Annotated in this window: 19 protein-coding genes; 12 read left to right on the top strand and 7 right to left on the bottom strand. The window is 43.1% G+C overall.

The annotated features are described in order from the left end of the window. Window position 1: 1 nt before the first annotated feature. Together H6G75_RS10910 and cobN are read right to left on the bottom strand one after the other, a co-directional pair. Window positions 2-1,165, bottom strand: a complete 1,164-nt coding sequence (locus tag H6G75_RS10910; RefSeq protein WP_190979957.1) for a peptidoglycan-binding protein — start codon at window positions 1,163-1,165, stop codon at window positions 2-4. Between the two features lie 9 nt (window positions 1,166-1,174). After that, window positions 1,175-5,116, bottom strand: coding sequence for a cobaltochelatase subunit CobN (gene cobN, locus H6G75_RS10905; RefSeq protein ID WP_190979956.1), 3,942 nt, complete (start codon window positions 5,114-5,116; stop codon window positions 1,175-1,177). Window positions 5,117-5,252: 136 nt separating this feature from the next. On the opposite strand from cobN, the gene H6G75_RS10900 reads away from it, so the two are divergent. The 3 genes from H6G75_RS10900 to H6G75_RS10890 all read left to right on the top strand — a co-directional run bounded on the left by H6G75_RS10900 (window position 5,253) and on the right by H6G75_RS10890 (window position 8,377). Then, window positions 5,253-7,220 (top strand): GAF domain-containing sensor histidine kinase, encoded by a 1,968-nt coding sequence (locus tag H6G75_RS10900; protein ID WP_190979955.1) that lies wholly within the window; start codon window positions 5,253-5,255, stop codon window positions 7,218-7,220. A gap of 207 nt (window positions 7,221-7,427) precedes the next feature. Further along, complete coding sequence (locus tag H6G75_RS10895) at window positions 7,428-7,658, top strand: hypothetical protein (protein WP_190979954.1); 231 nt, start codon at window positions 7,428-7,430, stop codon at window positions 7,656-7,658. Between the two features lie 32 nt (window positions 7,659-7,690). Further along, window positions 7,691-8,377, top strand: coding sequence for an N-acetylmannosamine-6-phosphate 2-epimerase (locus tag H6G75_RS10890; protein WP_190979953.1), 687 nt, complete (start codon window positions 7,691-7,693; stop codon window positions 8,375-8,377). 317 nt (window positions 8,378-8,694) lie between these two features. On the opposite strand, the gene H6G75_RS10885 is transcribed toward H6G75_RS10890, so the two are convergent. From H6G75_RS10885 to H6G75_RS10865, 5 genes are all read right to left on the bottom strand, one after another. After that, entirely contained in the window at window positions 8,695-9,642 is a 948-nt protein-coding gene (locus H6G75_RS10885; protein WP_190979952.1) for a D-2-hydroxyacid dehydrogenase, read from the bottom strand. A gap of 155 nt (window positions 9,643-9,797) precedes the next feature. Then, window positions 9,798-10,571: an ATP-binding cassette domain-containing protein gene (locus tag H6G75_RS10880; RefSeq protein ID WP_190979951.1), complete on the bottom strand. Its 774-nt coding sequence runs from the start codon at window positions 10,569-10,571 to the stop codon at window positions 9,798-9,800. An 82-nt stretch (window positions 10,572-10,653) separates the two neighbouring features. Beyond that, window positions 10,654-11,478 carry an aliphatic sulfonate ABC transporter permease SsuC gene (gene ssuC / locus H6G75_RS10875; protein WP_190979950.1) on the bottom strand — a complete coding sequence of 275 codons (825 nt, stop codon included), beginning with the start codon at window positions 11,476-11,478 and terminating at the stop codon, window positions 10,654-10,656. Beyond that, complete coding sequence (ssuD, locus tag H6G75_RS10870) at window positions 11,475-12,608, bottom strand: FMNH2-dependent alkanesulfonate monooxygenase (protein WP_190979949.1); 1,134 nt, start codon at window positions 12,606-12,608, stop codon at window positions 11,475-11,477. The genes ssuC and ssuD overlap by 4 nt, the downstream gene beginning before the upstream one ends. Window positions 12,609-12,728: 120 nt before the next feature. Continuing rightward, a complete protein-coding gene (locus tag H6G75_RS10865; protein ID WP_190979948.1) occupies window positions 12,729-14,408 on the bottom strand; it encodes an iron uptake porin in 1,680 nt (559 codons plus the stop codon). Window positions 14,409-15,454: 1,046 nt separating this feature from the next. On the opposite strand from H6G75_RS10865, the gene H6G75_RS10860 reads away from it, so the two are divergent. The 9 genes from H6G75_RS10860 (at window position 15,455) to H6G75_RS10820 (ending at window position 26,432) form a co-directional block, all read left to right on the top strand. Further along, window positions 15,455-17,080: an FAD-dependent oxidoreductase gene (locus H6G75_RS10860; RefSeq protein WP_190979947.1), complete on the top strand. Its 1,626-nt coding sequence runs from the start codon at window positions 15,455-15,457 to the stop codon at window positions 17,078-17,080. Further along, window positions 17,077-17,406: a 4Fe-4S binding protein gene (locus H6G75_RS10855; protein WP_190979946.1), complete on the top strand. Its 330-nt coding sequence runs from the start codon at window positions 17,077-17,079 to the stop codon at window positions 17,404-17,406. Before H6G75_RS10860 ends, H6G75_RS10855 begins: the two co-directional genes overlap by 4 nt. A gap of 17 nt (window positions 17,407-17,423) precedes the next feature. Continuing rightward, window positions 17,424-18,434 (top strand): ABC transporter substrate-binding protein, encoded by a 1,011-nt coding sequence (locus tag H6G75_RS10850; protein WP_190687155.1) that lies wholly within the window; start codon window positions 17,424-17,426, stop codon window positions 18,432-18,434. 80 nt (window positions 18,435-18,514) lie between these two features. Then, window positions 18,515-19,999 (top strand): amidohydrolase family protein, encoded by a 1,485-nt coding sequence (locus H6G75_RS10845; RefSeq protein ID WP_190979945.1) that lies wholly within the window; start codon window positions 18,515-18,517, stop codon window positions 19,997-19,999. A 135-nt stretch (window positions 20,000-20,134) separates the two neighbouring features. Further along, window positions 20,135-21,619: an amidohydrolase family protein gene (locus tag H6G75_RS10840; protein ID WP_190979944.1), complete on the top strand. Its 1,485-nt coding sequence runs from the start codon at window positions 20,135-20,137 to the stop codon at window positions 21,617-21,619. Between the two features lie 150 nt (window positions 21,620-21,769). After that, window positions 21,770-22,594, top strand: a complete 825-nt coding sequence (locus tag H6G75_RS10835) for a class I SAM-dependent methyltransferase (protein WP_190979943.1) — start codon at window positions 21,770-21,772, stop codon at window positions 22,592-22,594. A gap of 197 nt (window positions 22,595-22,791) precedes the next feature. After that, entirely contained in the window at window positions 22,792-23,889 is a 1,098-nt protein-coding gene (locus H6G75_RS10830; protein WP_190979942.1) for an aliphatic sulfonate ABC transporter substrate-binding protein, read from the top strand. Between the two features lie 56 nt (window positions 23,890-23,945). Beyond that, on the top strand, window positions 23,946-24,809 hold the full coding sequence (locus H6G75_RS10825; RefSeq protein WP_190979941.1) for a TauD/TfdA family dioxygenase: 864 nt from the start codon (window positions 23,946-23,948) through the stop codon (window positions 24,807-24,809). Between the two features lie 171 nt (window positions 24,810-24,980). Next, entirely contained in the window at window positions 24,981-26,432 is a 1,452-nt protein-coding gene (locus H6G75_RS10820) for an energy transducer TonB (RefSeq protein WP_190979940.1), read from the top strand. The last annotated feature ends 74 nt before the right edge of the window (window positions 26,433-26,506 follow it).

Here is a 26,506-nt window from a genome sequence, read left to right as displayed (position 1 = left end):
GTTAAAAACGTCCGCTTCTAATATCACTGAGACTGACACCGTAAAATTCTTGTGCTTGCTTAATGGCTTTTCTTGTGTCTTCTGCCATAACACCATTGAGCTTTCCTTTGTAAAAGCCCTTGTCTCGCAGCCGTCGTTGAATTTCTAAAACACTAAAGTCGCTCTTGGGCGCATTGCTCACCTTACTATATAACCTAGCTCTGGTGGTAGGGCCAGCAACTCCACTGGCAGCTAAGTAATTATCACCTTGAAAGCGGCGTACAGCCTCGGAAGTATAAGAACCAAAGTAACCGTTTGGTTCTCCTTGTAAGTATCCGGCTTTAATTAATTGTTCTTGCAGCATTCTCACGGCTTCACCGCGATCGCCCATGCGAAGATTATCTTTATCAGCTGCACGTCTTGGTGGAGTATCTCTATCTTCACCATAACCTACACCGCTCCCTGGCAGTTTGCTGAGAGTTGCTGGGCCAACAATCCCATCAACGTTTAGTTTATAAGCTTCTTGGAACCGCTTCACCGATTCTTCGGTAATTGGGCCAAAGATACCTGTCGCATTTCCGTAGTAGTAACCTGCTACCCGTAATTTTTCTTGCAGAACTCTCACTTGTTCCCCTTCATCACCTCTCATTAGGTATTGAGAATTACTGCGTTTGGTAGCTTGAGTTGTGGTTTTGTTGACTGATGTACTAGATGTACTAGCAGCCGCAACTCTTGTGGTTTGAGTTGTCCGCACAACTGTTGGCTTTTTAGCTTGGTTAGTTGTAGATGACTTACGCCAGTTGTCTAGTTTTTGGATTGCGCTTGCACCCATCACGCCATCAACAGGCAAACCCGCAGCTTTTTGGAAGCGTCGGACAGCTTCTTCTGTGGGAAAATCGTAAACTTGCGTGATGGGCGCTTGATAAAAGCCTGCTTGTTGGAGTTTTTGTTGCAGACTTCTCACAGAAGGGCCTTGATCTCCTCGCTCTAGAGCCAAGACACTATTAACACTACTGAGAATAGACAAGGTAAGCGCCAGAGGTAACATATACTTCCAAGCCTTACCAGAAAGTTTACTCCAGTCTGGGGCTGAGGCTTTGTTTAATAAATCACTCAGCAACACTAAATCACTGGATTCACAGTCTTCATAGGCGAAAGCTAGGTGCAAATATGCAAGGTTGTCCATAGTAGATTCCTACACCGTTGATTTGTCTGGAATATATTTTTCTTCGATGGCTGCTTCTGCTTGATGTACTAAATTTCTTAAATTTTCCAGTGTCAGTATATCGACATTCTCCCATAAACCACGCTGGTGTGCTTCAAGTAATCTTTCAGCAATATCACGCAACGCATGAGGATTATTGTACTGAATAAATTCGGAAACGGTAGTATCAAATAAATAAGACTCCGCTATCCCTTGATACATATAGTCTTCTACGCATTTGGTCGTGGCATCGTAGGCGAATAAAAAATCAACAGTTGCTGACATTTCAAAGGCACCTTTATAACCGTGGCGCATAACTCCGGCAATCCACTTAGGATTAATCACACGGGAACGATATACACGCGCAATTTCTGTTTGCAGTTTGCGGATGCGGGGATTAGCGGGAATAGAATGATCACCGAAGTAAATTTGCGGATTTTTGCCTTGCAAAGAACGGGCTGCAATTGTTAAACCACCTTGAAATTGATAATAATCATCAGAATCGAGCAAATCATGTTCGCGGTTGTCTTGGTTGTGCAGAACAATTTGCATTTGTTGTAAACGTTGCCCAAATGCTTCTGGTGCAGCAATTCCGGTGAGTTTGCCTTTTTCTTGATTGGCAGTAATACTGCTGTAGGCGTAACAACTCCAGTTGATGTAGGCGCGGGCTAAATCTTGGTCATCAGTCCAATTTTGCGATTCTATTAAACCTTGGAGTCCCGCACCGTAAGCACCGGGTTGAGAACCAAAAATGCGATAACGCGATCGCAACTTGGCCTCTGATTCTGGTAATCCTTGCGTCACCCAATACTCTGTATCTTGCTGCACTTGTGCTGCTAAGGGATTTTCCTCTGGCGATTCATCTAAGTCGGCAACTGCGATCGCTGCTTGTTCAAATAAGTCAATCAGATTGGGGAACGCATCACGGAAAAATCCAGAAATTCTTAAGGTAACATCTACACGCGGACGACCCAAGATTGACAAGGGCAAAATTTCAAAATCGATGACTCGCCGCGCCGCACCATCCCACACAGGACGCACACCCAACAAGGCTAAAGCTTCGGCAATGTCATCACCACCAGTCCGCATGGTTGCTGTCCCCCACAAAGATAAGCCTAGTGTTTTAGGATACTCTCCATGCTCTTGGGTATAAGTTTCGATTAAGTTCTCGGCTGCCTTTCTGCCAACATCCCAGGCTGTTTCGGTGGGTAAGGCACGGATATCTACTGAGTAAAAGTTTTTGCCTGTGGGCAAAACTTCTGGTCTGCCGCGTGTGGGTGCGCCGGAAGCCCCACTGGGGACGTATCCGCCATCAAGTCCATGCAGTAAGTTGGTGATTTCTGCGGGGGTTTGTTGGAGTGCGGGGAGGAGTTTGGTGTTGATCCAGTGAAGAGAAGTGCTGAGTGCTGAGTGTACTTCGACTGCGCTCAGTAACCGAGGTGTGCTGAGTTGTTCTACTAGTTCTGCGGCTTGTTGTTCTAGGAGTTCGACTACATCGCCGATGGTGCGACAGGAGTTAAGTTTCACGCAGAGGCGCGGAGGCAAGGCAGCGCGTTGCGGGGGTTCCCACGGCAGTTCCTTCAAGTCGGCAAAGCCGCCCAACGGACTGCCTCCCCGTTGTAGCGACTGCCGCGCGGAGTGAGAGTTTGGGAGGGTGAAGGGGGAGCTAAATTCGTCGGTGAGGGGGTCTATGTCTAATCCCCAGGCTTGGGATAGGGCGCGGGTGATGCCGATGGAATGGCGGTTGGGGATGCGGGCGATCGCAACTATTAAGTCTCGCAGTTGTCTACCTTGGGGACATTGACCGAATATATGCAAGCCGTCGCGGATTTGGGCTTCTTTGAGTTCGCATAGATAGCCATCTAATGAGTTTAATATTGATAATTCAAAGTTGAAGATGGCTTCTTTGTTTTCTAGTCCTAAGTCAAGGTGGAGGTTTTCTTTGATGACGAGTTCACGGATGCGATCGCGAATGGCTGGTAATCTTGAAGGGTCTAGGCTTTCGGCTTCGTAAAATTCATCAATTAAGTTTTCTAATTGTTGTAATGCCCCATACAATTCTGCACGGGTCATTGGCGGTGTGAGGTGGTCGATAATCACAGCTTGGGCGCGGCGTTTGGCTTGAGAACCTTCACCCGGATCATTGACAATAAAGGGGTAGAGGTGAGGCATTGCACCAAAAGCTACTTCGGGATAACAATCGCTGGATAAAGCCAAGCTTTTTCCCGGTAGCCATTCCAGATTGCCATGTTTGCCCAGATGCACCACAGCATCCGCACCAAAGCATTCTCTTACCCAGTAATAAAAGGCTAAATAAGTATGGGTTGGTTCTAAATCTGGGGCGTGATAATTCAAGCTAGGGTCAAGGTCATAACCTCGCGCTGGCTGAATCCCAATGAAAATGTTGCCGAGTTGAATTCCGGGAATGGGTATAGTTTCATGACTCCCGACTCCCCATCGTTCATTGATACCTTGCTGAACTGATTCTGGTAATGAGGCGAAATATTCCTGATATGCTTCAATTGAAAGACTTTGCTGAATTGGGCGTAATTCTCTGGCTTCGGGGTCATTGGTTACACCATCTGTAAGACGTTTGATTAATTCGTTACCATCTTTCGGTAAGTCATCTACTGCATAACCAGCAATTTGTAAGGCTTTAAGAACTTCTACGCAACTAGCCGGAGTATCTAAACCTACACCATTAGCAAGACGACCATCACGGTTTGGGTAGTTAGCCAAAATTAAGGCAATGCGCCGTTCTTGGGGTGGTTTAGTTCTGAGGCGTACCCAGTTAGCGGCAAGTTGAGCGACAAAATCGATGCGATCGCTCACTGGTTCATAAACAACTACATCTGTTTCTAAGTCTGAGTTGCGTGTTTGCAAAGCTTTAAAAGATACTGCACGGCTAATAATTCTGCCGTCTACCTCTGGTAGTGCCACATTCATGGCAATATCACGGGGAGATAAACCTTGGGACAGCGACTCCCATTGTTCCACCGAACCACCACTGAGAATTACTTGTAAAACTGGCACATCTAATTTTTGCCAAATTTCTGTTTCTGGTGCTTCTGTGTCTAAACGTGCCAAAGAAAAACTAGTAGTATTCAACAGGATGGCAATTTGTTCAGCATCTTTTGGCTGAACAATTTCGCTCAATTCATCTTGTACACTGGGGTCACGTAACGAAGAAACAAACACTGGCACTGGTTGTAAGTTTCTCTGCGCTAAAGCTGTACACAAAGCATCAATCACCTGAGTATTTCCCGCCAGATAATGAGCGCGGTAGAACAAAATACCCACTTTGGGGGAGTTGGAAGTCGGGAATAATTGATTTTCTTCCCCCTTGTCCCCCTTGTCTCCCTTGTCTTCCTTACCCCCCTCTCCTCCCCACTCATAAAACCCCACACGAGGAACAATTTGCGGCGGTAGGGGTTGAAAGGATGTTTCTAAACAAGTGTCAGCAATAAATTGCAAAGCATTAACAAAATTATTAACACCGCCTTCATTGAAGTATTGCCAGACTTGGTTAACAATCTCTACAGGTACAGTAGATTGAGCGACTAATTCTGGGTCTAGGGCATCATCCCCTGGCATTACAATTAAGGTTGTACCGTTACGTTGTACAATTTCCTGCACCACTTCTAAACCGTAACCCCAATATGCGCGTCCGCCTAAAAGACGTAAAATAATTACTTTGGCGAGTTCCAAAACTTGCTCGCTGTATGTATCAATAGTGATTTGTTGTTGTAACTGTAATAAGTTAGCGACTCTTAATGCAGGAAAGTTCGTCGGTAATTTGGTAACTGCTGCTGCCAAAGTTTGAATGTCAGTATCCGCAGCCGTAATAAATACAAACGGTGCGGGAGTTTGTTCTAAAAACATTAAACTTTCTGACTGATTCCATCCGACTGATTTAGCATTTATTCGGTGCATGATCCCGCCTTACCGTCTTAAACTGTTGGTTAGAACACGATTAAAGAACATTTCAGCCTAGCACAGCCAGTTGCTAAACCAGAGCTAACGCTCTTCCATAAACTGGTTCTTCAACCCCTCTCACTAGACTTTGAAAATGCTTAGTTCACCTGATTTGAGCTTTTCTCAAAATTTGCCTTTAGTTGTATTTAATCAACTTGGGGAATTATTACAGCAAATGGCTCAATCTGTGGAAAATTCTGTGCTAGTGCTGACAGAAGCTGTGCTGGCAAGAATTGTCATATCTGAAGAATGGCAAAGTCAAAGATTCACTTTGGTGGTTTCAGAACAGTTTAGTGCGCTGTTACTAGGCACTTTGACGCAGGAGGCGCAAGAAGCAGAAGAAAATCTCCACTCAGCACTCAGCACTCAGCACTCAGCACTCAGCACTTTCAACTCAGCACTCAATACTAGGTTGACGTTTCATTCAGAAGCGATCGCCGCCTTTGTTGGCAACTTGAAGAATTTGTTTGCTAATGATTCCGAGACTTATCAAAATCTTGACTACTACAGTCAAATTCTCCGTCCTAATGATGCTACCCTCCAAAGTCAATTCACGCTGTTGTTATTAAAATATCTACTACCTGCAAAAAATCAGGCGGTAACAGAATCTCTGAATACAAGTCAGTCTGGGAATGCTTGTCAAGCGATTGAAATTGCTTTACAAAAACAAATCTCCCAAGAGCGATTGTTAAATCAAGTCACAACTCAGATTCGCAAAAGTTTAGATTTGCCAGTGATTATGGCAACTGCGATCGCCCAAGTGCGTGAGTTTTTAAAGTTAGACAGGTTAGTAATATATAAATTTGAAGGGTCAAGGGTCAATACCCAAAACTCCACAGCCAATGGGCAAAGTCCATCTCCACCCCTCATCCCTGACTGGCAAAAGTATGGTGGTTGTATCGTTTATGAAGTCAGAGCGACGGATGAGATTCCTTCAGTGTTACATTCCCAAGAGACAACTTGCTTTACTCGCCATTCTCCTTGTTGGGATAAGTATCGCCAAGGTTTTACTTTAGTGGTTGAAGATGTGGAAAAAACTTATGCTCTAGAAGAGTGTTTGTTGAATTTTCTTCGCGCTAATCGTGTTAGGGCAAAGTTAGCAGCCCCAATTATGTTTGAGGAAAAACTTTGGGGTTTGTTAATTGCCCATCAGTGTGATGCACCCCGCCAGTGGAATGATAATGAGAGAAATTTACTTTCTTCCATTGCTGAACAATTAGCGATCGCTATTCATCAATCAGAGTTAATGCGATCGCTCACTCAAGAAAAACAAACGCTCGAACAGCGAGTGTTAGAGCGTACAATGGCTTTACGGGATGCTTTATTAGCTGCTGAAGCTGCAAGCCGTTTACGTAACGAATTTCTTGCCACTATTAGCCATGAATTACTAACACCGTTAACTTATGTAATTGGGATGTCTTCTACTTTGTTACGTTGGCCGATAGGTGAATTGAGCCAACGACAACGAGATTATCTGCAAACCATCCACGACAGTGGCGAACATTTATTAGAAATGATCAATGACATCCTGGATTTATCACAAATCGAGGCTGGTAAAACAGTTTTAAATATTAATGAATTTTCTTTAGCAAAGATAGCGGAAAGTGCTATTTCTGCCTTAATTGATAAAGCTAATAACCAACAAGTTACACTTAAACTCGATTTACAAATTGATCCTCGACGCGATATCTTTAGTGCTGATGCCGAGCGGATTGAACAGATTTTATGGAATTTGTTAACCAATGCCATTAAATTTACACCAGAAGGTGGCAGTGTCACCCTGAGAATTTGGGTAGAAGATAATACTGCGGTTTTTCAAGTTGAAGATACAGGCATTGGGATTTCTGAAGAGCAATTACCATTAATGTTTGAGAAATTTCAGCAGTTAGATACACCTTATCGTCGCCGTTATGAAGGTACTGGACTGGGTTTAGCTTTAACTAAACAACTTGTCGAACTACATCGGGGTCGAATTGAAGTAGAATCTACTGTGGGTATCGGTTCTATCTTTACTGTCTGGATACCGCCTCAGTCTGCGAAAGTTCTGAGTGCTGAGTCATAGCACCGTGAGATAACTATAGTATTCCTATTTGAGATGAACCACAGAGACAATTTGAACGCTTGAATGCCAGGAATATTAAGACTTTTCCTCCTGCCTTCTGCCTTCTTCTATCAGGGAGACAAGGAAGATAGATATTTGTAAATGATTTAGAGTTGCTATATGTAATCAATGTGAATATGAAAGTCAAACAAAAATAAAAATCCTACTATGGCAGAAATTGAAGACTTAGGTGTCAGTGTAGAAGAATATTTAGATGGCTTGGCCGCAGGCATTGATATCTTAGAATTGAGGCGATTAGAAGCTAGGGGGATTCCTACCCATTTAGCTTTAGAATTGATGAAAATTATGCCAAAAGTAATTGATGGCACAGCTAGTCCTGAAGAAGTTGTCAGAGGATTAATGATTTTGACTCCATCTCTCAGAGAGCAACTGGAATAATTGAGATTATATATACAGTAGTTCTATCTCAAATGACCAATGACCACTTAATTCATACCTTAAAAAACGGACTGATTGTATCTTGCCAAGCACCTGTTGATTCACCTCTACATGAACCAACTATTATTGCTGCAATGGCGCAGGCTGCGGTTAATAATGGTGCTGCTGGGGTACGTATAGATACCCCAAATCATATACGTGCAGTAAGAGAGCGCGTGCAAGTGCCAATTATTGGGTTATGGAAACAAGTCATTCCTAAATACGATGTATACATTACACCCCAGTTTCATCATGCTGCGTCTGTGGCTGTGGTTGGAGCCGATATAATTGCGATCGATGCTACAACTAGACATCGCCCTGGTGGTGAGACAGTAGCAGAGATCATCAGCCGCATACATCAGGAATTAGAGAAACCAGTGATTGCTGATGTGGATACCATTGAAGCCGCTAAAGCCGCCGCTGCTGCTGGTGCAGATGTTGTGGCGACCACTCTTTATGGTTATACTCCCAAAACTAATAATGATTCTCCGCCTAGCTGGGAACTTTTAATTCAGATGTTAGAGGAGTTAAAAGTGCCGGTAATTTGTGAAGGCGGCATTTCTTCACCACAAATGGCACGTCACGCTTTAAATTTAGGTGCTTATGCCGTTGTAGTTGGTACTGCTATTACTGGCATTGATTTGCAAGTGAAGAATTATCAACGGATCATGCAAAACTGAGGATAATGTTGAATACTATTCCACGGAATTCCTGATACAAATTCCTTGGCCTGCTCTTGCCACTCTAGAGCAGGTTTATTTTAGACCAGGACTTATGCACAAAGATTATCTGTGGAGATTGGGTGTAAGGGTGAAAGGGTTTGGGGGTAAGGATTTTGAATCAGTACACCCTTATACCCCTGAACCCCTACAACCTCGCTAAAACCCTTGATTTTTCGTTTTGATGCGTAAGTCCTACATATAATTCGCTAAGAATGATACAGTAATGCGATCGCTCCACTTTGTTGGGTGAAAATTTTATAACTTCAGATTTCTTTCTAATACCCTGCTTGCTTATCTACGACATTGCGTAAAGGCTGGCCAGTTTGGTAGCGGTTGAAGTTATCCAGAAATAATTCTACCGAACGCTGTTTAACTTTGGGAGAATGACCAGAACAGTGAGGGGTAATAAAAATATTGGGGACTGACCACAAAGGACTGTCTTCTGGTAATGGTTCTGTAACTACTGTATCTAAAGCAGCGCCAGCAATCCAACCTTCGGTGAGGGCTTTGATTAATGCTGATTCATCCACTACCGCACCACGAGCAATATTAATCAGATAAGCATGAGGCGGCAGCGATCGCAATACAGTCTCATCAATTAAATTATGGGTTTCTGCTGTCAGAGGTGTAGCAACTACAACATAATCTGCCTCTGGTAAATATGAACGCCATTCATCGACACCGACAACCTGATCGAAATTTGGTAATTCTTGTGGGTGACGACGAGTACCAATAATTTTCATCCCAAAAGCTTTAGCGCGGGAAGCGATCGCTTGACCAATACCACCAGCACCAATAATTAATAAAGTAGCATCAGTTAATTCTTGAATCGGAAAACCTCTTTTCCAGTGGTGTTCTGCTTGTAACGCTTGCAATTCAGCCAGATTTTTAGCATGGGCAAGTATATAAGTTAAAACAAATTCTGCGATCGGAATTGCATGAACACCTGCACCATTCGTCAGAATCAAGTCATGTTCTAAATAAGTCGGAGTCAAAATATGATTTACCCCCGCATTCGGCGCATGATGCCAACGTAAAGCGGGTGCTGCTGCTAACACTTTATGTAACACATAGCTTTTGAGAAAAAACCAACTTAAATAAATCTCTGCATCCGTCGCATCTTGATCAAGATTGCCATCACTATCAACCAGTACAACCTTAGTCTCTGCCGATAGATGCGGTTCAATTTCGGCAGCGATTTCGATAGGCAAAATGATTTTCATAGTTTAAGTTACCGAATTACAGGGTCGTCTTTTCTTGTGCGGAAACTTGACTGGGATCAGGATATGATGGCGTAGATTTTTCTATCTACACCATCACAACCCCTACACTCCTTTGTCACACCCTTTACTTTTCCTATCACCACATTAGTCTTTAATTAATAACTGCCCAACTGCAATAATTGTTTGTAAGCATAACTGCCTTCTCGATTCATTACCTGGTCAAGAATTGTTTCTCTAATGCTCACAAATTCTTCATTACCTCTATCTCTGGGGCGTGGGAGATTAACTGGTAAATCGAGAGCAATTCTGCCGTCGTCAATGACAATTACACGGTCAGCTAAGGCTACAGCTTCTTCCACATCATGAGTTACTAAAAAAGCTGTAAACTGCTGTTCTTGCCACAGTTTTTCAATCAATTTTTGCATATCAATTCGAGTCAGAGCATCTAACGCGCCTAGAGGCTCATCTAATAATAATAAGCGGGGTTGACTCACTAAGGCTCTAGCTAAAGATACCCTTTGTCTTTGTCCTCCAGAGAGTACAGATGGCCATTCATCACTTCTATCTTCCAATCCCACCTGTTCTAATGCCCACTGGGCTTTTTCACGCCAATTATTTTGTAATCCTAAGCCTACGTTTTGAATGACACGCTTCCATTCTAATAACCGAGGATCTTGGAACATCACTCTGACGGAACTACTCAATTTCCGTAATGGTTCTCCATCTAACAGAATTCCACCAGCACTTGCTTTTTCTAACCCAGAAACAAGGCGTAATAAGGTACTTTTACCACAACCACTACGTCCAACAATGGCAACAAACTCTCCAGGTGATACTTCCAAATTAATGGAATTTAAAACAGTTTTTTTGCCGAAAGCCTTCGTTAAATCTAAAATACTTAGTTGGGTTCCTTGTGGATGAATACTCATAATACCTCCTTAGTACATTGTCCATTTTTGTTTGTGAGAAAGTTTACTCCCTACTCTCTTTTTTGATGAGAAGTGAGAATTACTAGACATTTTGATAATTAGGATGCCAAGCCAACCATTTTCTTTCTAAAAATCTGGCAGTTGCATCTGCTAATTTACCCAACAAGGCATAAATAAAAATACTCAAAACTACAACATCAGTTTGCATAAATTCACGGGCATTCATCGCCATGTAACCTAATCCAGAATCAGCAGCGATTGTTTCTGCAACAATCAGTGTTAGCCACATAATTCCTAAAGAAAAGCGCACACCGACCAAAATTGAAGATAATGCCCCTGGTAAAATAATTTGCCACAAAAGTTGTATGGGTTTTAATCCATAGACTCGTCCCATTTCAATCAAACCTGGATTGACGCTACGAATCCCATGAAATGTATTTAAATATAAAGGGAAAAATACCCCCATAGAGACAAGAAATAATCTGGCTTGATCACCAATACCAAACCATAAAATCACTAGGGGAATTAATGCCAAGTTAGGGATTGTTCGTAGCATTTGTAATGAACTATCCAAGAGTTTCTCCGCAACAGGAAAAATCCCATTGAGTAAACCCAAACTAAACCCAATACTACCCCCAACTAAAAAACCAGAAATTGCTCGTCCGGCACTGATTCCTATATGTTGAAATAATTCGCCACTGGCAGCTAATCTAAATGCTGTAATTACTACACCACTTGGCGCAGGTAAAATCCGATTAGAAAGTAAACCAACTCTGGATGATAACTCCCAAAGTATGACTACACTAATCGGCACAATCCAAGGGACGATTTTTTGGACTTGCTGATTTTGGAATAACTCACTCAGCGAGATGCTGATATTTTTGGTATTTTTTAAGGTAATAGTCATGAGGCACTCGTTAGTTGTTTCGCAAATTTTTCACTGGCGATAGAAGTCAAAACTGGTTGTGTGGATGGTGTCGGTTCAGTTTGTAACGGCAGGTGCGGAAATAATAATTCGGCAGTCCGATAAGCTTCTTCTAGATGGGGATATCCAGAAAAAATAAAGGTTTCTATGCCTAATTTTTGATACTCCAACATTCTGGCGGCTACGGTATCGGGATCACCAACTAATGCTGTACCAGCACCACCTCTGACTAATCCAATTCCTGCCCAGAGGTTAGGGCTAATTTCTAGAGTTTCTCGACTGCCGTTGTGTAGTTGTGTCATACGTCGCTGCCCCTCGGAATCAGAACTGGCAAAGGCTTTTTGGGCTTGGGCGATCGCATCTTCATCGATGTATTTAATCAAATCGTTGGCTGCATCCCAAGCGGCGGACTCGGTTTCACGCACAATGACGTGCAAGCGAATCCCAAAACGCACGCTTCTACCTTGGGCTGCTGCTAGTTGCTTAACTTCAGCAATTTTTTGGGCTACTTGTTCTGGGGGTTCTCCCCAAGTTAAATAAGCATCTACGTGTTTGGCGGCAACACGCTGGGCTGCTGCTGATGAACCGCCAAACCAAAGTGGTGGATAGGGTTTTTGCAGGGGTGGAAATAGCAGTTTACCGCCTTGAATATCAAGGTATTTACCTTTAAAGTCCACTGTTTCCCCACTCATAATTCCCCGCCAAACTGTGAGGAATTCATCAGTTAAGTCATAGCGATCGTCATGACTTAGATGCAAGCCATCCCCTGCTAATTGCTTTGGTTCTCCACCTGTAACGACGTTAATTAGCAATCGCCCATGCGACATTCTGTCAAACGTTGCTGCCATCCGTGCCGCAAAGCTGGGTGAACTAATTCCAGGACGAATCGCTACTAAAAACTTCATCCTTTTGGTAACAGAGATGAGTGAGGCGGCTGTTATCCAAGCATCTTCACAAAAAGGCCCTGTGGGCAATAAAGCGCCTGTATAGCCTAAGTTATCTACAGCTTGGGCAATTTGCTGTAAATACTCTGGAGTTGCATCCCGTCCCCCAAGTTGTGTTCCTAAATAGTGTCCGTCACGCGCCGTAGGTATAAACCAAAGAATTTGCATTATTGTTAAGCTAACTTAATAAACTACGGTTTTTCGGTAGAGTTACCGTATTTAATAGTGATGATTATACCGTAAATCATGAGAAACACAAGTCCAAATTTGACAATTTCTTTTTTTGTCTTAGAAGCTAAAGGTAGTCCGCAATGCACCTACCCAAATTGCATCGTTAGCATTGTTATGTTCTGGACTGGTAATCACAAAAAAAGTCGGTGTCACCCGCACGTTATCATTCACACGGAATGTATAAAAAGCTTCTAAATGTAAAGAAGTGTCTGGGTCTTCTCGACGTGCGGCGTTTGCTCTAGGCCGATAATCGTTGCTCGTAACTTTTGGTGGTACACCCACGATAAATCCACCAACATTACCTTCTTTAAATAAGTCTGGAAAAGCAAATGTGAGTGCGCCATTAATAATTGTGGCATCGTTATCAGGGCCACTTTCTTGATGAGCTAATGTATAACCAAACCAACCACCGACAACAACGCGGCGGCTGGCTCTCCAGTTAAATTGCAGCCCAAAGTTATCGCTTGAGGTGGAGTTTTGCTCAAACGGATTTCTGGCAAAAGCACTACCTGTACCACCAGTCAAGTTAAACCCAGTTCTAGTCCCAAAATATTTATGTGCGTAAGTTAGACCAATATCTAACTGACGACTGGGTGATAAAGTTAGCTGACTAAAGATGATGTTATTAGCATCAGTAAATCCGTTACCGGTGCCATTAGGGACACTAGCCTGGAGGTTATCGGCTGTGTAGGCTAAACTCAACTGTATTTGATTACTAAATTTGTAACCTAAAGCTGCACCCGCACCATCAAAACCAGGTCTGTAAACTGTTGGGTTAAATGTGGCAAATCGAGAAACAGCACCATTCAGTCCACCAATAGCAGAGTTTAAAGTTGGAGCATAAAGAGCTGGTTGCAATGCTCTTGGCCCCACCCAAATAGTGGCGTTTTTCCCTAGAGGAAAACGGTAGACTAATTGGCTTAGAAATACGCCTTCATCATTACCTCTATCAAATGTGAACCGCGTCATGGCTGTGCCAGTGCTGCTGGTTAAGTTAGGAATAGTATTGGATGATAAGATGGCTGAAAGTTGGTCTCTGCCTGTAAAGCTAGTTTGTAAAATTAACCGAGAGCGATAGCCAAAAACGGTTTGAGTATCATCTTTTGTATCATTGGCTGGGCGATTATTGGCGCGATCGCCAAAGGTGTCAGCTACTATAAAGACAGCATCACCCACTAGTTTGGTAGTAGTAGAAAACTGATTTGCTTCTACTTCCGCAGTCCGCGCTTCTAAACTATCTAGCCTTGCGCGTAATTGTTGTAATTCCGGGGCGAATTCTGCTTGTAGTTTTTCCAGCGTCGCTAAATCTTCTTTTTTAACTAAATCAGCAGTATTAGAAGCAATCAACTCACTCAGGCGGTCAAGTGCTGCATTTAAACCTGCGGCGAATTCGTAGCGACTTAAAGCACGGTTGCCTTTAAATGTACCATCTGGATAGCCTGCGATCGTACCATAGCGTTCTACCAGAGATTGCAAAGCCTGAAATGCCCAATCTGTTGGTCTGACATCAGATAGTTGCGAAACTGATGTAACTTGTCCAGTCATTTCAGTCGAAGAATTGCTAACTCCTTCACTTTGAGTAGTTGGTGAAGACGTTGCTTTTGGAATATCCTGCGTTACTTGGGTTTCTGTTGGTACTGCCTTAGAAACCTCTGCGTTTGCTACTGAAGACAGAAATAAAAATCCATAAAAGACGGTAGGGATAACTAGCAAATAGTTCCACAAAAATTTAGACATGGGTTGTTCTCGCAAAATTCTGGATTTATGTTCTAGCAAAAGGTAATAGAACCTTATGTAAGAGCAAAAATAGGGAGTATATTATTCCTGGGATTTGTATTTTCCCGGTGATTAAGTTGCAATATTCAATTGTTAGCTATCAATTTCTGCAAAACAAATTTTTAAGAATGCAGGAGCCAGAATTCAGTAGGTATAACGCTGAAAAATCCCAGAAAAACAATATTTATGAATTAAATAGTTGATTATCTTAGATTTCTTTTAAAAGCTGACCTTTCTACAGGCTCATTTCCTTGCAGAACATCTTTTTTGAACTTAGGAGTGCTGAATTCTTACAGAATAATTAACCACAGATAAATTTGTTTCCGAAAATACAAAATCTCGAATTGTATGAATTATTAATTCAATTGCCCTGATTGAATTAATAAAATTGTGCTGATGACTAATTCTTTCAGATTTTATAGTGTATTTGTCAAGCGAAAAATTCAAATTTTTATACAAATTTCATGACAAATAAACGCTGTTTGGCAAAAATCATACATTTTTAGTAAAAATTTTTAACTGGCATAATTCAGCTTGTAAATCTAGTGATAATATCTCGAAATACCTAGTTAATATCTGGTTTCACTAACTCAACAAATAGCTGAGTTAGGCAAGCCATGATGTAAAAATAGCCCTAACTTTTGGTCTATGTTTGATACTAGATACTAAAACAACGGTAAATCGATAGATTTTATGTTGTTTGTGATTACTCTTGTGATATTTGCATAAACTAATGTAAAAAGCAAGGTACTTGTCTGGTCTAAAGGTTGCTTCACATAAAGTTACTTGGGAATTGATCACAGAGGCTTGCTTTTTTTAGAGAACCATGAGAGACTTCGTTATGGTTAAAACTACGGTAAATTGGTCAAGTTACCGTATTAATAGTTTCGGGTAAATCTGCTAGTAACTAGCCGCAAAAACCGATGTATTGAGGCTGTTAGTAAGCAGTTAGCAGAGTAGGAAAGAATTTTCTCCGGTGTGCAGCTATCAATGGGGAGAGAAGGTGAATGTTGAAGACGTTAGTAAATAATTTTGCACTCAATTTAGAGGCTGATGTACTTGTAATTGGAGGTGGCCCGGCAGGTACATGGGCTGCGTGGAGTGCTGCGTCTGGCGGGGCGAGGGTGGTTTTAGTAGACAAAGGTTACTGTGGTACGTCGGGATGTGCGGCGGCCTCTGGTAATGGAGTTTGGTATGTACCACCCGAACCAGAAGCACGAGAGACTGCGATGGCGAGTCGAGAATCATTAGGGGGATTTTTAGCTAATCGCCATTGGATGAAGCGTGTTTTGGATCAGACATTTACGAACGTCAACTTATTAGCTGATTGGGGTTATCCTTTCCCCACCGATGATGAAGGTAAACCATATCGGCGATCGCTGCAAGGCCCAGAATATATGCGGCTAATGCGGCGGCAAATTCAACGGGCAGGCGTAAAAATCTTAGACCACAGCCCCGCCTTAGAACTTTTAGTAGACGCAGAGGGCAAAGTTGCCGGCGCAACTGGGATTAACCGCCAAACTCACGAAAAGTGGAAAGTCATATCAGGAGCAACCATCATCGCCACAGGTGGTTGTGCATTCTTGAGCAAAGCGTTAGGGTGCAACATCCTAACTGGGGATGGTTACTTGATGGCGGCAGAAGCAGGTGCCGAAATGTCGGGTATGGAGTTTTCCAATGCTTACGGCATCTCTCCTGCCTTTTCCTCAGTCACCAAAACCCTCTTCTACAACTGGGCTACCTTTACCTACGAAGATGGCACGCCCATACCCGGCGCAGGTTCCCAACGAGGACGGTCTGTGATTGCTGAAACCCTATTGCAACAGCCTGTCTACGCAATTTTAGATCAAGCGTCCCCAGAAATGCGCTCATCTATGCGTTCTGCCCAGCCCAACTTCTTCTTACCATTTGACAGAGCGCGAATTGACCCATTTACCCAACGTTTTCGCATTACCTTACGCCTAGAAGGTACAGTACGCGGTACAGGTGGCATTCGGATTACCGATGAAACTTGCGCTGCTTCCGTCCCTGGATTGTATGCAGCTGGTGATGCTGCTACCCGCGAATTAATTTGTGGTGGGTTTACAGGTGGCGGTAGCCATAATGCAGCTTGGGCAATTTCCTCTGGTTATTGGGCGGGAAATTCGGCGGCGCAGTATGCCTTAAGCTTAGGACAGCAAGCAACTCAACGCCTAGTTCGCGGCGTGGGTGAAGCAGCATTACAACCACAAGCTGAGAACGCTTCTAGCCCAAACATCAACGAATTTATCCAAGCAGTACAAACCGAAGTCTTCCCCTACAATCGCAATTATTTCCGCACAGAAAAAGGCTTATCCGATTCTCTTTCCCGCCTGGATAACCTGTGGCAAATAATCCGCGATACCCAAATAGAAGACAGTCAACTCATCCGAGCGCGAGAAGCAGCCGCAATGGTAGCGACAGCAAGATGGATGTACAACAGTGCCTTGGAACGCAAAGAAACACGGGGTATGCACAAACACCAAGACTATCCCCAACAAGATGCTAATCAACAGCATTACCTAATTAGCGGTGGTTTAGATCAAGTTTGGGTCAAAACTCAACCACTCAGCAGTACCGATAAATCTTTATCAGTAGCAGGAGCAGCAGCGTGATTGAGTTAGTCAGCGAGTCACGATGTATTCAGTGTAATCTCTGCGTTAACGTTTGCCCTACCAACGTATTTGATACTGTACCTGATGCACCGCCCACAATTGCACGTCAAAGCGATTGTCAAACCTGCTTTATGTGCGAATTGTACTGCCCCGTTGACGCTCTTTATGTAGCACCAGACACGGAGCTACAAACCTCAGTTAACGAGGCAGAATTGGCGGCTACCGGATTATTAGGCAGTTACCGCAAAAATGTTGGTTGGGGAAAGCAGCAAACTTCTACTGCCAAAACCGACCAAACATTTCAAGTCTTAAAACAGATGAAATAAGGAGAACTTAAACAGTTATGCTGTCGTTCGCAGTAGGAAATAGTTTCTTCAGACCAAAAACAATATCAACTGTAGTTGTTTGCTTCCTGCTGCTACTAACAACAGCTTGTAGCCAAGGCAGTAATAGTTCTAAAGTCCAAGCAGAAAACGTTAGTCCGGCTGTAACTACCTTACGCATAGGCTATGTGGGGAGTGCAGAACCTACAGGGCCTTTAGGTTGGGCAAAAAAGCAAGGAATATTAGAACGAGAACTGCAAAAATCTGGATTTCAGAATATTACCTTTGCCAGATTTGGTAACGGCCCAGATTTGAATGAGTCTCTGGTGGCAGGACAAATAGATGTTGGTTTTTTGGGGGATACACCAGCCGTAGTTCTGAAAGCTAGGGGTATTCATACCAAGTTGCTGCGGATTACTCAATTTAATAACACCGCTTGGCTAGTAGCGAAGAAAAACGGGGCAAATTCTTTAGCTGAACTCAAAGGGCAGAAAATAGCTACCCAAAAAGGCTCATACATGCACCGCTACCTGTTGGGTTTATTAGATCAGACAAAATTGGCTAAAGATGTCAAAGTTGTTCACTTAATGAGTACGGAAGCTAAATCTGCTTTAGAACGTGGTGATATTGCGGCTTATGCAACTTCTAGTGATATGGGGCCTTTTCTCAAATCCCAAGGGTTTCCGATAATTGATTCATCGGCAGATCATCAAGGTTTGTCGGGGACATCATTAGTAGTTGCAACAGAAAAGTTTCTCGCCCAAAAGCCAGATTTTCCCCAAAAATTCAATACAATCCTGACAACCTCTGTCAAAGATTTAAAAGCTAACTCCGAAGAATATTACAAATATCACGCTCAGACTAGTAAATATCCAGTCAACATTATCAAGACATCGTACCCGCTCAATCAAGTGCCTGAAGAACCATTTCCATCTGAAGGCGTAAAACTTTTAGAAGGTACGAAAAATTTTCTGGTAGCGCAAAAGTTAGCGAAGTCAGACTTTGCTTTATCTGATTGGATGGTGAAATAGTCTTGCATCATCTCTAGTCTGGGTTAAAAAAGATTGCCATCCCCGCCATGTACTGAAAACATATAACCGGGATTATTCCTATGACTATTGCATTAGAGCGGCCGCAAAAATCTAAATCGGCGCAGATTCGGGAAAAATTGGGTTATCCCATCATTGATACAGATGTTCATACCCAAGAATTTCCCCCGGCTTTTTTAGATTATTTAGAGCAAGTTGCTGGAAGCAAAATTGTTGAACGTTTCCAAGACCATTTACCAGGTTCATCTCGTTCTAAATGGTTTAAACAATCTTGGGAAGAACGCCGCGCTTATCGGACTGCACGTCCACCATTTTGGACTCGTCCAACCAATGATGCGCTGAATTTAGCCACTATTAGTTTGCCAAAGTTACTACACGAAAGACTGCAAGAAGCTGGTACAGACTTCGCAGTTGTGTATCCTAACTTGGCAACAATGGCTCCCCACATCGGTAACGAGGAAATGCGGTTGGCTGTTTGTCGGGCGGTAAATACATACCACGCCGACATTTTCCGCCAATATGCCGATCGCCTGACACCGATCGCAGCGATCCCAATGAACACCCCCGAAGAAGCGATCGCCGAATTAGAATATGCCGTCAAAGTCTTAGGATTAAAAGCTATTCAAATCCCCGGACATGTCCGCCGTCCGATTCCCGCCTTTGAGAAGTATGGCGAAGAAGTTGCCAATGAAGCTATTTGGATTGATACCTACGGCTTAGATAGTAAATATGATTACGACCCCTTCTGGGCGAAGTGTGTCGAATTAAAAGTTGTTCCTACCACCCATTCTAGTGGTATGGGCTGGATACAACGTCGTTCTATATCCAACTATCAATACAACCACATTGGACATTTTGCTTCTGCTGGGGAAGCACTCTGTAAAGCTTTGTTCTTCGGTGGTGTAACTCATCGCTTCCCGACCTTGAAATTTGCCTTTTTAGAAGGCGGTTCGGCTTGGGGTGCGAGTCTCTACACCGATTTGATTTGGCATTGGGATACTCGCAACAAAGACCACATGCTGGAATTTAATAACCCAGCCAATGTCAACCGCGAAGAACTCTTAGAGTATTACCTCCGCTATGGTGGCGAACATGTACATGGCCGCTTGGATGGCTTGGGGAGTGGTTTAGGCTTCCACGCTGATTTGGTAGCACCCCATGATCCTGGTGAACTGGATGAGTTTGCGTTAGCAGGAGTGAAGCAGCCAGAAGATATCCGCGATCGCTTCTTAAATAGCTTCTACTTCGGCACAGAATCAGATGATACCCGTGTTGCCCATGCCTTTAACCGGAAGGCGAATCCTTATGGCGAGCGCATCAAAGCTTTCTTAGGTTCTGACTCTGGTCACTGGGATGTGCCTGATATTACTGCGGTTGCGGCTAATGCCTATTCTTTTGTCGAACGCGGGATTTTGAACGAAGAAGATTTGCGTTATTTCTTGTCGATTCATCCGTTGGAATTGTACACCAGCCTCAACCGCGATTTCTTCAAGGGAACGGCGGTGGAAACAGCAGCACAAGAGTATTTGGCAAGTCAATCAGTTTAACGAACCGCAAAGGGCGCAAAGGGCGCGAAGGAGAGTTTGAGAAGTTGTTTGCGTGAATTTCCTAACAGATAAATCATACCTCCTGCCTCCTGCCCTCTGCCTCCTGCCTTCTTAATTAAATTAAGGTAAACCATCATGACCATTGCCTTAGAACGTCCACAAAAATCTAGGTCAGCGCAGATTCGGGAAAAGCTGGGTTATCCGGTCATCGATACCGATGTCCATACCCAGGAATTTGAACCAGCAGTCTTAGATTATTTAGAACAAGTTGGTGGAAGTGCGATCGCCGAACGATTCAAAGAGCATTTACCAGGGGCTTCCCGCTTTAAGTGGTACAAGCAAAGCTGGGAAGAGCGTTTTGCATATCGCACCAATCGGCCTAACTGGTGGGGTCGTCCTACCAAAGATACTTTAAATTTAGCTACTATCAGCTTGCCGAAGTTACTGCACGAACGACTGCAAGAATCAGGTACAGATTTTGCTGTCGTCTATCCTAACTTGGCGACGATGGCTCCAAATATTGGCAATGAAGAAATGCGTCGGGCTGTCTGTCGGGCGATTAACATTTACCACGCTGATATTTTCCGTCCCTATGCTGATAGAATCACCCCAATTGCAGCTATCCCAATGCACACGCCCCAAGAGGCGATTGAAGAATTGGAATATGCGGTGAATGTTTTGGGACTGAAAACAATTCAAATCCCTGGTTACGTGCGCCGTCCGATTCCGGCTTTTGAGAAGTATGGCCCGGAAGTAGCCAATGAGGTGGTTTGGATTGATAATTTTGGCTTGGATAGTGAGTATGATTACGATCCATTTTGGGCGAAGTGCGTTGAATTAAAGGTGATACCAACGACTCACGCTTCTAGCCAAGGTTGGACGACTCAACGCTCAGTTACTAACGCCCAGTATAATCACATCAACCACTTTGCGATCGCTGCCGAAGCATTGTGCAAATCTTTGTTCTTTGGTGGTGTTACCCGTCGCTTCCCCTCCTTGAAATTTGCCTTTATGGAAGGTGGTTCGGCTTGGGGTGCTAGTTTATACGCTGATATTATCTGGCATTGGGAAACCCGCAACAAACAGCATTTGTTAAGTGGGAATGACCCCAGGTTGGTAGATAAAGAAGCCCTCACCGAATACTATGCGCGTTATGGCGGCGAATTAGTGCATGGTCGGTTGGATCAAATTGGCGATGGTTTGGGATTCCACCATCACTTATTGGCTCCTGAAGACCCAGGTGAACTAGACGAATTTGCCTTAGCTGGAATTGAGAAACCAGAAGATGTACGCGATCGCTTCTTGAATCACTTCTACTTCGGCACAGAATCCGATGATACCCGTGTATCACAGGCATTTAACCGAGCAGCCTTACCTTTTGGCAATCGAGTCAAAGCTTTCTTAGGTTCCGATGCTGGTCACTGGGATGTGCCGGATATTACTGCTGTTGTTGCCAATGCTTACGCAATGGTAGAACAAGAAATCATCACCGCAGAAGATTTACGTTATTTCCTCTCCATCCATCCTTTAGAGTTGTACACCAGCCTCAACCGCGACTTTTTCAAAGGTACAGCAGTTGAAAAAGATGCAGAAAAATATTTGACTAGTGCTGGTCGCTAGGAATTAGGAAATAGTTAAGTCAAAAGTAAAACATACCTTTGCTTTTTCCCTTTTTACTTTTGACTTCAACACAGTTGTCTACTCGTTAACTCTAGGGTGGGCATAATTAAATGTCCATCCTATTTTCCTAACTTAAAAGGAAATTTTATAATGGTACAAGCATTAAAAACCCTTCCTAATTATGACCCAACCTTATTTGAAGGTGCTGCGGAAGGTTACGCTCAGTACAGAACGAAATATCCACCTGAGTTATTTGCTAAATTAACAGAAATATTTAAGCTTAACGGTCAAGGCAGACTTTTAGATTTAGGTTGTGGCCCAGGATTAATTGCTATCCCTTTGCGGACTAAATTTTCTGAAGTAATTGCGATAGATCCTTCTGCCGAAATGTTGCAAGAAGCGCAACGCCAAGCAGCAGCAGAAGGAGCAAATAATATTACTTGGATAGAAAAAGGTGCAGAACTTATTGACTCTAGTTTAGGAATATTTAATTTAGTTACCATCGGTAGAGCTTTTCATTGGATGGAGCGAGAATTAGTATTAGAGAAACTTTATGAGTTACTGGCTGATGATGGTGGGATAGCCCTCATTAATACTAACGAAAACCCTTGGTCAAGTAATCTTCCTTGGAAACAAGCTGCTATTAGCGTTGTCAAAAAATGGCTAGGTGAAGAACGTCGGACTGGACAAAGAGGACAAGGTGTTCGTAAACCAGTAGATCCGCCCCATGAAGTGGTAATTGCTAATTCTGCTTTTGCTCGTCAAGAAGTGTTTGAAGTTCCATTTCAAAAAACTTGGACAGTCTCTAGTTACCTTGGCTATTTATACACAACAGCTTTTGCCTTAAAGATTTTCTTTGGTGATAATGCTCCAGCATTTGAAGCTGATTTACAAGAGACATTATTAGCAGTTGAACCTTCTGGAGAATTTACAGAAGAAATTACAGCTAATATTCATGTGGTTTGGAAGCATTAACCAAGTAAAATTTCCAAGTTAAAAAGAGGGTTAATGTCATAGATTTTGATTAATCTACAACCTTCCAGAATATAAGTTTTTAAAAGTTGCCTCCTAACAGTTGATTGAGTTTTCAGTCCCTCATCGAGTCAATACAGGGTGGGTAATTAATATCCACCCTATTTCTTAATTTTTATCCAGGCATTACTCAGCGAATTATGTCAATATCACCCGAAAAATTTAACTTCCTGAAACATCTCAAAATTAACCGTCGTTCTCTACTATTTGTAGCTGGTTATTCTTTAGCATTATCAACGACTCTGTTTAGTTGCAATGCACCATCTAACAATAATCAACCGCAAGCATCTGCACCTAATAATGCTGCACCAACAAATACTAATACTGAAAAAAAAGTGGTGCGAATTGTGCGGTCAAAACAACTTTCAGCACTAGCTGTTTTAGAAAAACAAGGTAATTTAGAAAAACGATTAGAAACACTAGGTTATAAAGTAGAATGGCCAGAATTTGCTGCGGGGCCACAACAATTAGAAGCGTTAAATGCGGGTGGACTTGATATTGCATCAACCGCAGAATCACCACCAGTATTTTCCCAAGCCGCAGGCACACCTCTGGTCTATCTAGGTACTACGCAACCTAGTGGTAAAGCTGTCTCGCTGTTGGTTCCAAGTAACTCCCCTGTGAAATCTATTGCTGACTTGAAAGGTAAAAAAGTTGCTTTTCAAAAAGCCTCAATTGGTCACTATCTTTTAGTTAAAGCCTTAGAATCAGGTGGATTAAAATTAAGCGATGTACAGTCTGTATTCTTACCTCCACCTGATGCTAACGTAGCATTTAGCCAAGGCAAAGTAGATGGTTGGTTTATTTGGGAACCATTTGTAACTAGAGCCGTACAAAAGAAAGTTGGTCGCGTACTTTTAGATGGGGGAAATTTACGCGATACAGGTAATTTTTATTCAACCACAAGAGATTTTTATCAAAAGCATCCTGATGTCATTAAAGTGTTTTTTGAGGAGCTAGAAAAAGCAGAACTCTGGACTAAGGAGAATCGCGCAGAAGTCGCAAAATTACTAGCTCCAGTGACTCAGCTTGATGCGCCTACTTTAGAAATTATGCACGAAAAGTATGACTATGGCTTGAAACCAATTACCGAACAAGTAATTGTTAAACAACAAGAAGTTGCAGATAAATGGTTTGCATTAGGTCAAATACCGAAAAAAGTAAATGTGAGAGAAGGATTTTTAACTCCTGAAGAATATGCCAAAATCACTCCTGCGGATGTGTTGGCGAAAAAGTGAGAAATAGGGAATAGGGAATTTTGTAGAGATTTTTCGTGCAACTGTGAGGAGATATTATGCCAACATTGACGTTAACAGAAGTAAAAATTACCCAAATTGATGCACCTTTGGGGGCGGTAGTAACTGGGTTGGATGCGAGTCAACCTGTTGCACCGGAAGTAATTTTACAACTGAAACAAACTTTGCGCGATCGCCACATTTTAATCTTCAAAAATCAAAAGTTGACTGATGACCAACTGGTGAATTTTGCCTATTATTTTGGCGATTTATATGTTCCCCCAGATGATGTTCCTGTGTTGGCTTCTCAACCAGGTGTCACACCAGTAGTAATTAACGTTTCTAATGTTGATGGTGGCTATACAGGTACGGGAGAATTAGCCTTCCATTCTGACCACCATTGGACTCCACGTCCTTCTGCTGGTTCGTTGCTTTATGCTTTGGAAGTTCCTAGCCAAGGTGGTGATACTTATTGGTTAAACCTGAATTTGGCTTATGAAACTTTGGATGAAGCAACTAAACGCCGAATTGCAGATTTACAGTTAATTACCTACAATCCATTTTTACGGGAACGTAACGCACCTAAAACCAAATATCGTCTTGACCGCAATATTCCGTTAATTAGTCCTGTTTTCCCCCATCCGTTGGTCAGAACACACCCAGAAAGTGGTAAGAAAATTCTTTATTTGGACTACGCCACAGAAGTTGAAATTGTTGGTTTAGAACCAGAAGAGGGTGCAGAACTCATCGAACAGTTGCGAGAACATTTAAATCAACCGCAGTTTTACTACCAACACAAATGGTCTGTCGGCGATATTGTTTACTGGGACAATCAAGCTACCTTACACTACCGTCAAGCTTTTGATCCCAATGAACGCCGCGTGATGAAGCGAGTTAGCCTCGCAGGTAGCCGTCCTTTCTAAATTTGAATTTCCCAGGTACCGTACCGCGTGATTTTTTGGAGTAGCACTACCTACTCCAATTTTTTATTTTTCTCTACCAAATGACATTATTTCTCAAAACTCTTTTAGCTTGATATTTGTCAGGAGTCATTATAAGATGACATAGTTTAGTGATAATAGGTGGCAATAACTATGAGCTTTTCCAGCATTGCTATTGAGCAACGTTCTAAAGAAGCTCAGGCTCTGAAGTTTGTTCTGGGTTACAGTTTGGTGGGTTCTCTGGCGTTGCATGTTGCATTGCTGGGTTCTGGGATAGGTAACTTTTTGACAAGATTACCTGCTGATGATAACGAACCAATAGAATTAGCGATCGTAGAAGCTCCAGCTACTCCAGAACCAGAAATAGAAAAAGCTCCGATAGAAGAAAAAAAGGAGCCGCCTGATCAAGTTGTATCTCAGTCTGAAACTCAGATTCCTGAAAGGTCGCCTGTTATTCCTCAACAACAGTCAGTAGCAATTGCTCCAGTCCAAAAATTTGTTGAAAAGCCTCAAGTTCAGCCTGTTCAACAACCAAAACAGCCTGTCTCATCAGATAAACCTTCAGCTACCACAGCTAGAACTACCCAGACATCGACCAGCACTAGTACTACATCTGAATCAAGCAGTACTGATAACGGTGGTAGTTCAGGATCAAGTGGTGGTACGGGAATTTTAACTGGGAGTGGTAGTGGTATAGGTGTAGGTGTTGGAAGTGGCAGCGGTACAGGCACTGGCATTGGTAACGGTACAGGCACTGGCACTGGCACCGGGACTGGGAGTGGCAATGGTACAGGTACGGGAACTGGTAACGGTACTGGTACTGGTACAAGCAATCCTAATCCAGTAGCTGTTGCTCCCAGTCAGCCAAAAATCGAAGCACCAGCGCCAGCATCGACCAATCGTAGTAGCGGTAATGGCCGTGCCGCCTGCCGTCAGTGCGATAACAAGTATCCCGAACAAGCCAGACGCAGAGGTATTGAAGGCAAGGTAGAGGTTGCCGTTGATACTGATGCTAACGGTAATGTTACTAATGTGAGATTAACTCGTTCGAGTGGTAATCGAGAGTTAGATGAAGCCCACCTGAGACAAGCTCGTGATTGGAAGTTGAAGCCAAGTGAAAGCGGTAGACAAGGCGTATCAATTTCTACCGATTATGCAATTCGTGGCTCCCGAAGATATCGAGAAGCCCAAGAACGTAAACGACAAAGACAAGCTAGAGAAACCGAACAAAGAAATCAAGCGACAGCCACGGCTAATCAAAGTACAACCAGCGAAACTACTAGACGTAGGCGCAGTTTAACTTCTGGAACTATTGTTGATGTTCCCCCAGAAAGAAGACCGATAAGAGAAGCAGCCACCACATCCGAAAGTACTCCGTTGCGTCGTCGGTTACGTCCACGTACTGAAACTGCTGCACCAGCATCACGTCCGAGTCAAGCAACAACATCCAGTGGTGAAAATAACGCGCCACGAGTGCGTCGCCGTCGTCGTCCAGATTCTGCTACCACATCCGATAGTGCTAGTAAGTTGAGGAATGCGCTGCGCCGTTCTCGACCATCATCTGAGTCTGCCCCTGCTGCTGCGCCTGGGGAGTCTAAGCAATAGAAAGGGGTTAGGGGTGAGGTTGGATAAGTGTCTGGCCTCTACATGATTGACTTGCTATTTTTATCTCAATACGG

Origin of the sequence: Nostoc sp. FACHB-280 (assembly GCF_014697615.1) — a bacterium.
Lineage (GTDB): Bacteria > Cyanobacteriota > Cyanobacteriia > Cyanobacteriales > Nostocaceae > Nostoc_B.
The sequence above is the reverse complement of the archived record's forward strand: the minus strand, read 5'-3'. Positions and strand labels throughout refer to the sequence as shown.

Coding starts and splice junctions, on each gene's coding strand:
- H6G75_RS10840 (WP_190979944.1), top strand. CDS start 20,135: ATGACCATTGCCTTAGAACGTCCACAAAAATCTAGGTCAGCGCAGATT.
- H6G75_RS10845 (WP_190979945.1), top strand. CDS start 18,515: ATGACTATTGCATTAGAGCGGCCGCAAAAATCTAAATCGGCGCAGATT.
- H6G75_RS10880 (WP_190979951.1), bottom strand. CDS start 10,571: ATGAGTATTCATCCACAAGGAACCCAACTAAGTATTTTAGATTTAACG.
- H6G75_RS10825 (WP_190979941.1), top strand. CDS start 23,946: ATGCCAACATTGACGTTAACAGAAGTAAAAATTACCCAAATTGATGCA.
- ssuC (WP_190979950.1), bottom strand. CDS start 11,478: ATGACTATTACCTTAAAAAATACCAAAAATATCAGCATCTCGCTGAGT.
- ssuD (WP_190979949.1), bottom strand. CDS start 12,608: ATGCAAATTCTTTGGTTTATACCTACGGCGCGTGACGGACACTATTTA.
- H6G75_RS10820 (WP_190979940.1), top strand. CDS start 24,981: ATGAGCTTTTCCAGCATTGCTATTGAGCAACGTTCTAAAGAAGCTCAG.
- cobN (WP_190979956.1), bottom strand. CDS start 5,116: ATGCACCGAATAAATGCTAAATCAGTCGGATGGAATCAGTCAGAAAGT.
- H6G75_RS10885 (WP_190979952.1), bottom strand. CDS start 9,642: ATGAAAATCATTTTGCCTATCGAAATCGCTGCCGAAATTGAACCGCAT.
- H6G75_RS10835 (WP_190979943.1), top strand. CDS start 21,770: ATGGTACAAGCATTAAAAACCCTTCCTAATTATGACCCAACCTTATTT.
- H6G75_RS10865 (WP_190979948.1), bottom strand. CDS start 14,408: ATGTCTAAATTTTTGTGGAACTATTTGCTAGTTATCCCTACCGTCTTT.
- H6G75_RS10850 (WP_190687155.1), top strand. CDS start 17,424: ATGCTGTCGTTCGCAGTAGGAAATAGTTTCTTCAGACCAAAAACAATA.
- H6G75_RS10895 (WP_190979954.1), top strand. CDS start 7,428: ATGGCAGAAATTGAAGACTTAGGTGTCAGTGTAGAAGAATATTTAGAT.
- H6G75_RS10900 (WP_190979955.1), top strand. CDS start 5,253: ATGCTTAGTTCACCTGATTTGAGCTTTTCTCAAAATTTGCCTTTAGTT.
- H6G75_RS10910 (WP_190979957.1), bottom strand. CDS start 1,165: ATGGACAACCTTGCATATTTGCACCTAGCTTTCGCCTATGAAGACTGT.
- H6G75_RS10830 (WP_190979942.1), top strand. CDS start 22,792: ATGTCAATATCACCCGAAAAATTTAACTTCCTGAAACATCTCAAAATT.
- H6G75_RS10890 (WP_190979953.1), top strand. CDS start 7,691: ATGACCAATGACCACTTAATTCATACCTTAAAAAACGGACTGATTGTA.
- H6G75_RS10860 (WP_190979947.1), top strand. CDS start 15,455: ATGTTGAAGACGTTAGTAAATAATTTTGCACTCAATTTAGAGGCTGAT.